General features: G+C 58.1%; 4 protein-coding genes. All 4 read right to left on the bottom strand.

Features of this window, described 5'->3' with window-relative positions; all coding sequences use genetic code 11:
* Positions 1-112 precede the first annotated feature (112 nt).
* A complete protein-coding gene (locus ACQZ5Y_RS16265) occupies positions 113-3,202 on the bottom strand; it encodes an efflux RND transporter permease subunit (protein WP_003516853.1) in 3,090 nt (1,029 codons plus the stop codon).
* A gap of 53 nt (positions 3,203-3,255) precedes the next feature.
* Positions 3,256-4,458 carry an efflux RND transporter periplasmic adaptor subunit gene (locus ACQZ5Y_RS16270; RefSeq protein WP_025594474.1) on the bottom strand — a complete coding sequence of 401 codons (1,203 nt, stop codon included), beginning with the start codon at positions 4,456-4,458 and terminating at the stop codon, positions 3,256-3,258.
* Positions 4,459-4,656: 198 nt separating this feature from the next.
* The gene (locus tag ACQZ5Y_RS16275; protein WP_013636828.1) at positions 4,657-5,316 is read right to left on the bottom strand and encodes a TetR family transcriptional regulator; all 660 of its coding nucleotides are present in this window, start codon (positions 5,314-5,316) and stop codon (positions 4,657-4,659) included.
* A 2-nt stretch (positions 5,317-5,318) separates the two neighbouring features.
* Positions 5,319-6,269, bottom strand: coding sequence for a phosphoribosylaminoimidazolesuccinocarboxamide synthase (locus ACQZ5Y_RS16280; protein ID WP_003516858.1), 951 nt, complete (start codon positions 6,267-6,269; stop codon positions 5,319-5,321).
* Between the last annotated feature and the right edge of the window lie 137 nt (positions 6,270-6,406).

Consider the following 6,406-nt stretch of genomic DNA (forward strand, 5'->3'; position numbering starts at 1 on the left):
GGCTTGCTGACAAATGGGCTGCGCGGTCGATATGCCCTAGAAACGTGCGTTTGCCAAATCGGCCATATTTCTAGCAGCGTATTAACGGTTGGCACAGCCCATTTTTGTTTTGTTAACGCCTTGAAAGGCGACGAATGATGACGAAAAAGGACGGAACGAAGAAAATTCCGAGCAGTGTTGCAGAAAGCATACCACCCAGCACCCCGATACCGATTGCATTTTGTGCAGCGGAACCCGCTCCGGTTGCGATCGCGAGAGGCACGACGCCGAGGATGAAGGCGAGCGACGTCATGATGATCGGACGCAGGCGCAGCTTCGCCGCCTCCAGTGCCGCTTCCACCAGACTTAACCCGTGCTCCTGCCTCTCCTTGGCGAATTCAACGATCAGGATCGCGTTTTTCGCGGCAAGGCCGATGGTCGTCAGCAGGCCCACCTTGAAGTAGACGTCGTTCGTCTGGCCGAAGAAATGGGCCGCAGTCAAAGCGCCGAGGACACCCACCGGGACAGCCAGAATAACCGAGAACGGGATCGACCAGCTTTCATAAAGGGCAGCCAGGCAAAGGAACACGATGAGAACCGACAGCGCGTACAGCATGGGCGCCTGCGAGCCGGAAAGGCGTTCCTGATAGGAGATGCCCTGCCATGCCACGGTGTAACCGCCTGGCATGCTTGCCGTCAGACGTTCCATCTCGTCCATGGCTTCGCCGGAAGCAACGCCTGCGCCGGCGGTGCCTTCAAGCGAAATCGCGCCCGTACCGTTGTAGCGTGCCAGTGACGGCGGCGCGTTGATCCACTTCACCTCGCTGAAGGAGGAGAAAGGTACCATTTCGCCGCTGGTGTTGCGGGCATACCAGAACTTCAGGTCGTCCGGCTGCATGCGATAGGGTGCATCGCCCTGAACATAGACCGGCTTGAGCTCACCGTTCAGGGTGAAGTCGTTGACATCCCGGCCGGCAAAGATCGTCGACAGCATCAGGTTCACGGAGGAAAGATCGACGCCCATGGCCCCCATCTTTTCCTGATCGAGAATGATCTTCATCTGCGTTTCGTTGTCCTGACTGTCGCTTCGCAGAGAGCTGATCTTTGGATTGCTTGTTGCAAGCGCAATCAGGTCCTTGGAGGTTGCGGTCAGAGCGTCGGTGCCGTTGCGGCCGCTATCCACGAGATACATGGAGAAACCGCTCGACGTGCCCATGCCCTGAATTGCCGGCGGCAAAAGCGGGAATACCTGTGCATCGCGGAAGCCGAAGAACGTACCCATTGCCCGCTGCACAATGGCGGCGGCGTGTTGATCGGGTGCGGTTCGCTCGGAAAAGTCCTTAAGCTTGGTGAAGACGATCGCGTTGTTCTGACCCGAACCGCTGAAGCTGAATCCAAGCACGCCGAAAACCGATTCGACATTGGCTGCTTCTTTTTCACGGAAGTAGCTTTCGACCTGTTTTACCACCTCGTTGGTGCGTTCGATGTTCGAACCGGTCGGTGTCTGGATGATCGTCAGCAGCACGCCCTGATCTTCCTGTGGGAGGAAGGAGCTTGGCAGTTTGGTGAAGAACCAGGCGCAGCCGCCGACGACGATCAGGAAAAGAATCGTCACGCGCAGGGGCCGCTTCAGCAGATAGCCGATCGACGAGACATAGCCGTCCGTCGTCTTGCCGAAGCCGCGGTTGAACCAGGCACCCGGTCCACGCTGCTTTTTGGTATGGTCGATGGGCTTCAGCATTGTGGCGCACAGCGCCGGCGTCAGAACGATGGCGACCACCGCCGAAAGCAGCATGGCCGAAACGATCGTGATCGAGAACTGGCGATAGATGATACCAGTCGATCCGCCAAAGAAGGCCATGGGAATAAACACGGCGGTCAGGACGAGCGCGATGCCGATGATGGCGCCTGTTATCTCGCCCATCGATTTTTCCGTCGCCTCGACCGGCGACAGGCCCTCTTCCGACATGATGCGCTCGACGTTTTCAACAACGACGATGGCGTCATCCACGAGAAGGCCGATCGCCAGAACCATGGCGAACATGGTCAGCGTGTTGATAGAATATCCGGTGACTGCGAGGATGCCGAACGTGCCGAGGAGCACGACGGGCACGGCGATCATCGGAATGAAGGTGGCGCGCAGGTTTTGCAGGAAGACCAGCAGCACGACGAAGACGAGAATGATCGCCTCGATCAGCGTATGCACCACTTTCTCGATCGACAGCTTCACGAAGGGTGTCGTGTCGTAGGGATATTCGATCGAGACGCCTGCAGGCAGCGAGCCCTCAACGGCGGTAAGTGCGGACTTGACACGTGCTGCAGTGTCGAGCGCGTTGGCGCCCGTGGCGAGGTTGACCGCGAAACCGGCGGAAGGACGGCCGTTGGAGCGGGAATCACCGCCATAGGTTTCCTGGCCGATTTCGATGCGGGCCACGTCGCTCAGGCGAACGGTTGCGCCGTCCTTCTCAACCTTCAAGATGACCGATTCGAAATCGGCGACGGTGGTGAGCTGGCTCTGCGCCGTCACCGTCACATTGAGCTGCTGGCCCTGGACGGCGGGAACGGCACCGAGGGAGCCGACCGAAACCTGGGTGTTCTGGCTTTCGATGGCGCCGGTGACGTCAGCCGTGGTCAGCTGGTATTTGTTGAGCTTGAACGGATCGAGCCAGATGCGCATCGCATATTCGGAACCGAAGACGTTGATGCTGCCCACGCCTTCAAGGCGCTTGATCTGGTCTTCAACGCGCGAAGAGAACACGTCGCCGAGATCGGCCGAATTGCGCTTGCCGTCCGTCGAGATCAGCGCACCCACCATCAGAATGCTCGATGTGGAGCGGCTGACCTGAATACCGCGCTGCTGCACGGTGTCGGGCAATTGCGACTGCACGAGCTGCAGCTTGTTCTGCACCTGAACCTGCGCGATGTCAGGCAGGATGCTGTTGCCGAAGGTCAGCGTCACTTCGGCGCTGCCGGTCGAGGAAGACGAGGTCATATAGGTGAGGTCGTCGAGGCCGGTCATGCCGTCCTCAATGATGGTCGTCACCGATTTTTCGACCGTCTCCGCGCTAGCGCCGTTATAGGTTGCGCTGACGCGGACCGTCGTTGGGGCAATATCGGGATATTGCGAGATGGAGAGCGTCACAATTGCCAGAGCGCCGCCCAGCATGATGACGATGGCGATAACCCATGCAAAAACGGGGCGCCTGATAAAGAAATGGGCCATGGCAGTCCTGCCTTACCTTTTACGAGCTTCGACCGAGGGTTTCGTGCTCATGTTTATTTCGAGGGGGCGGCGGCAGGCGGAGCTTGCTGCGGCAGAACGACGATACCGCGATCGTCGATGGTCACTTCCACGGGCGCGACCGTCGCGCCGTCGGCAATCCACTGGAAGCCGTCAACGATGAGTTTGTCGCCATCCTTGACATTTTCCGTCACCAGCCAGGCATTGCCCGACTGCTGGCTGGACGGGAAGGTGCGCGTTTCCACCTTGTTTTCCGCGGTGACAAATTTTGCGGTCAGTTCGCCATTGGCGTTCCGGCTCGCTGCGCGCTGCGGGATGCGGAAACCCGTTTCCTTACCGATAGTCAGCGTTGCGCGAACATAGGTGCCGGGAAGCAGAAGATCGTCCGGGTTATCGAAGAGAGCACGGATGGAGAAGGTGCCCGTCGTTTCGCTCACCGCCATGTCCGACATGTCGATCTTGCCGTCATGCTTGTATTCGGTGCCGTCTTCCAGCGTCAGGTGAATGCCGGTTTCCTTGGTATCGCCGCCGAGCTGGCCCGACGAGATCGCCTTTTTCAGACGCAGAAGATTGATGCTGGATTCCATCAGATCGATGTAGATCGGATCGATGCGGCGCAGCGTCGTCAAAGCCGTCGTCTGGTTTGCCGTCACCACGTTGCCGATGCTGAAAGCGGTTGCGCTGGTGATGCCGTCGAAAGGCGCGCGGACCTTGGTGAGATCGAGATTGATCTCAGCCGTTTCCAGCGCAGCCTTGGCCTGGGCCACGTCGGCTTCGGCCTGAAGCAGCGTCACCTTGGCGTTTTCATATTCGATCTGCGTTGCGCCGCTGTTGACCAGCCGCTCGTAGCGGGCAAGGTTCGCCTGGGCGCTCGGAACGCTTGCTTCGGCTTTCGCTACGCTTGCCTTGGCCTGTGCCACTTCTGCCAGATAGGTGTTGTCTTCAATCTGGTAGAGAATGTCACCCTGCTTGACCTCGCTGCCTTCCTTGAAGGGAATGTCGCGGATGATGCCGGTGACGCGCGGGCGGATTTCCGCCGTCTGGAACGCGCTTGCGCGGCCGGGAAGAACGGTGGTCAGGGGATATTCGCTCGTCTTCATCACAATGATGCTGACCGGAGACGGGGGACGCGCGGCGCCCTGGCCGGCGGTCTGGCTGCTTTCGCCGCCATCGCTGCATCCCGCGAGAACTGCGGTCATGCACAGAGAAGCAAATAGGGGTAAAATACGTCGGCTCATTGTTCTTCCCTGCGTATCGGTCGCATTCAACTATAAGCGCAGTGTCGCTCGGCGGATGCTGGTCCGGGTGCAGGAACGATGGGTGAAGGCCCTATGGGGACCTTCTTCGTTCAATCTGCTCGGACCGCCATTCGCATAGAAGCGCAGGCTTTCACGCTTCGCAAGCAATTGCGAGAAGGTGACGTAAGTTGAGAATCGTCACTTAGCAAGCGGATTGCGCAATCCTGCCTCGATTAAATCAACCAGTTGATCGCAACGTGTTGCTAAATTGCCGATATCTTCCCGTGCGATGAGGACGGGATGGATGACGCTCGCGAGTGCGTGGAGAACGGTTTCCGCCAGAGGCGGGATGTCGGCGGGGGCGTAAATTCCCTTATCCACGCCATCGCGAATGATGTCGGCCACCAGGTTTGCTATGACGGATTTGTAATAGTCACCGCACTTCATGTCCTGCTTGGCCGTCATCAGGATCATTTCGAATATATAGGGATTGTCGTTGAGGTTCTGATGGTGTTGTTCCATCAGGGTGCGGGCGAGATGGCGCAGCCTTGAAACTGGTGCATGACTTTTATCGAGCGGGTGGATTTCCCGCTCGAATGCACCGATCTGCTCAAACCCGATGGCATCGACGAGCGCATTCTTCGAATTGAAGTTCTTGAAGACGTTCGCGGGCGACATGCCGAGTGCTGCGGCGATATCGGCAATCGCCACTGCATTGAACCCGCGCTCGCGAAAAAGTTCTTCGGCTTTGGCAAGAATGTCCCGCCGCGTCTCTTCGGCGGAACGGCGAGGCCGGCGCTTGACAGGAACGTCGTTCTTCCTGTCACCCTTTCTCGCCTGTTCGATCGTTTTGCTCAAGGTCAGACTCCGGGGAAAAATTGCTCCAGGTTCCGGCGTACTCTTGCCAGCGGCGTCTCACCGCTATCGTCGGGAACGAAGCTTTGTCCGGTGATGCGTTCGTATGCATCAATATATACCCTTGACGTCTGCAATACGAGTTCCTGCGGAATTTCCGGAACGTCGTCCTTATAGGGATCGCAGCGTTCGGCAACCCAGGCTCTCACGAAATCCTTGTCGAAGCTTGCCGGCCGTGCGCCGTTGCGGAAGCTCTCTTCATAGGTTTCAGCCATCCAGTAGCGGCTGCTGTCAGGCGTGTGGATTTCGTCGGCCAGAATGATCGTGCCGTTTTCATCGGTGCCGAATTCGTATTTCGTATCGACGAGGATGAGGCCCTGCTTTGCGGCAATCTCCTGTCCGCGCTTGAACAGTGCGAGCGCGTAACGGGAAAGCGTGTCCCATTGCTCCTGCGTCAGAAGTTTCTTCTCCACTATCTCGGCCGGCGTCAACGGCTCGTCGTGACCACCATCGAAGGCCTTGCTCGTCGGCGTGATCACCGGCTCGGGCAAGATCTGGTTGTCCTTCATCCCGTCCGGCAGGCTCATGCCGTACATCTGTCTCTGGCCCTTCTTATAAAGGGTCAGGATAGATGTGCCGGTGGTGCCGGCCAGATAACCGCGAACCACCACTTCGACCGGCAATATTTCAAGCCTCTTGCCGATGACGACATTCGGATCGGGATAGCTGACCACGTGGTTGGGGCAGATATCCTTCGTCTGCTCGAACCAGTAGCGTGCCGTCTGGGTCAATACCTGCCCCTTATAAGGAACACAGGTGAGGATGCGGTCGAATGCGCTGAGGCGATCGGTTGATATGATAATGCGGTTGCCGTCGGGCAGATCGTAATTTTCACGCACCTTGCCACGGTAGTAATTCGGCAGCTCGGGAATGACGGCTTCATCGAGAATGCGCACGGGCTCTCCAATTCTTAAGGCTATAAGGGGCGTCGGACGCCCCAGTCTGGCTGAAACTCTTATCCGTTCCTATTGCATGTTTCCCGAAACAGAACCAGTCGGCACATACAGGAGGCTCCTCTTGCCCTCCCTGGCGT

This window comes from Agrobacterium sp. A3-95 (assembly GCF_053521785.1).

Bases quoted from the DNA above. Each gene is read 5' to 3' on its own strand.
- ACQZ5Y_RS16265 (WP_003516853.1), bottom strand. From the start codon at position 3,202: ATGGCCCATTTCTTTATCAGGCGCCCCGTTTTTGCATGGGTTATCGCC.
- ACQZ5Y_RS16270 (WP_025594474.1), bottom strand. From the start codon at position 4,458: ATGAGCCGACGTATTTTACCCCTATTTGCTTCTCTGTGCATGACCGCA.